The sequence below is a fragment of the Nostocoides australiense Ben110 genome, from assembly GCF_001050535.1.
GTDB classification, from domain to species: Bacteria; Actinomycetota; Actinomycetes; order Actinomycetales; family Dermatophilaceae; genus Nostocoides_A; species Nostocoides_A australiense.
Genome location: NZ_HG764815.1, coordinates 3,830,784 through 3,832,319, shown reverse-complemented (window position 1 = coordinate 3,832,319; position 1,536 = coordinate 3,830,784). Strand labels below are relative to the sequence as shown.

Annotated in this window: 1 protein-coding gene; it reads left to right on the top strand. The window is 68.9% G+C overall.

Annotated features, from left to right (window positions below; translation table 11 throughout):
• Nucleotides 1-123 precede the first annotated feature (123 nt).
• A complete protein-coding gene (locus BN11_RS18820; RefSeq protein WP_048699883.1) occupies nt 124-1,434 on the top strand; it encodes a glucoamylase family protein in 1,311 nt (436 codons plus the stop codon).
• The last annotated feature ends 102 nt before the right edge of the window (nt 1,435-1,536 follow it).

Genomic DNA, 1,536 nt, shown 5'->3' with positions numbered 1-1,536 from the left:
CTCGGAACTCGATCGAGGACAACGAACGCCGTGAGGGATCCGTGTGGTGCTGATCGAGCACGGCGTGTAGATGGCGCCTAGCCCGGCTTACCCATGGCGCGCTGGACGTGCCACAATCGGCGGATGCCGGTGGCGTCGATGCGGAAGCGGTGGGCGGGGGACACGTGGCGTTCGCTGGCTGCGCTCGTCCACGACGAGTCCGGCCTGCCTGCCGACCAGATCGGCGCGGACTTGGCACCGGCGACGCGGTTGGCGCACACCTCCCCGACGAATATCGGCGGCTACCTGTGGAGCGTGGCGGCGGCATACGGGCTCGGCCTGATCGACGAGAGGGAGGGGATCGAGCGGTGCCGGCGCGCGCTGCATACGCTCGACCGGCTCGAGCGGCACGAGCCGACGGGCATGTTCTTCAACTGGTATGCCTTCGATACCGGCGCGCTCATCACCTCCTGGCCCGGTACCGGCGCCCGGGTCATCCCGTTCCTGTCCAGCGTCGACAACGCTTGGCTCGCGGTGGGCCTACGTGTCATCTCTTCGGCGTTCCCCAAAGTCGCAGACGAGGCGCACCCACTGCTCGCCGCTCAGGACTTCGGCGCCTTCTACGATCCCGACGCCCGCCCCGGTTCGACGGCGGGAGAGATCAGCGGTGGGTTCTGGTTGACCCGACCGCGCCGGCCGCACCGGGCCGGAACCTATTGCGCGGGAAGCGAAGTCATCTTCCCCCCCCGCCACCACTATGACCTTCTCTATTCCGAGACCCGGATCGCGAGCTATGTCGGCGTCGTCGCCGGTCAGCTACCCCGCGCGCACTTCGACATCCTGGACGCCGGCACCCGGACCTATCGCGGACGCACGGTCGTCGCGACGTGCGGTGGCGCGATGTTCGAGGCATTGATGCCCGATCTCTTTGTGCCGGAAGGCCATTGGGCGCCGGACACGTTCGGCCGGAATCACAGCGACACGGTCGCCTGCCACCGGGAGTTCGGGCTGGAGGACAAGAGATACGGGTATTGGGGGTTCTCCTCGTGCGCCCACCCAGGCGGGGGCTATTCCGAGTTCGGGGTCCGCCCGATCGCCTGGCTGCCACGCGGCTATCCGAGCACCAAGGGCGGTGAGGGCATCGTGACCCCGCACGCCGCCGCGTTGGCGCTGCCGTATGCGGCGCAGCCCGCGGAGGAGAACCTGAGCCGGATCGAGAGCGAACTGGGGTGCTATGGGCCGGGTGGGTTCGTGGACTCCGTCGGCGTCGTCAGTCGCCGGACGGCCGACGGCTACCTCGCCGTTGACCAGGCCTGCGTCCTGGCCGCGCTGGCGAATCTCGACGCGGACGGCTGCCTGCAGCGCTGGTTCGTGACGCCTGACGTAGAGGCGTCGCTGCGGCCCCTGGTGGCCGGTCGGCCCTGGCCGATCGCGAGCAGGGTGGACGAGGCGTGAGCCTGCACCGCCCCCGATCGACAGATCCTCTTATTCGCTTCCTTCGGCAGCGAGGTCGCGCTCGGCAGGGTCTCGGTCATCAACTGACCCGTCCCGCTAACC

What these genes read in the sequence shown, in the direction of transcription:
- BN11_RS18820 (WP_048699883.1), top strand. Translation starts at nt 124, where the DNA reads ATGCCGGTGGCGTCGATGCGGAAGCGGTGGGCGGGGGACACGTGGCGT.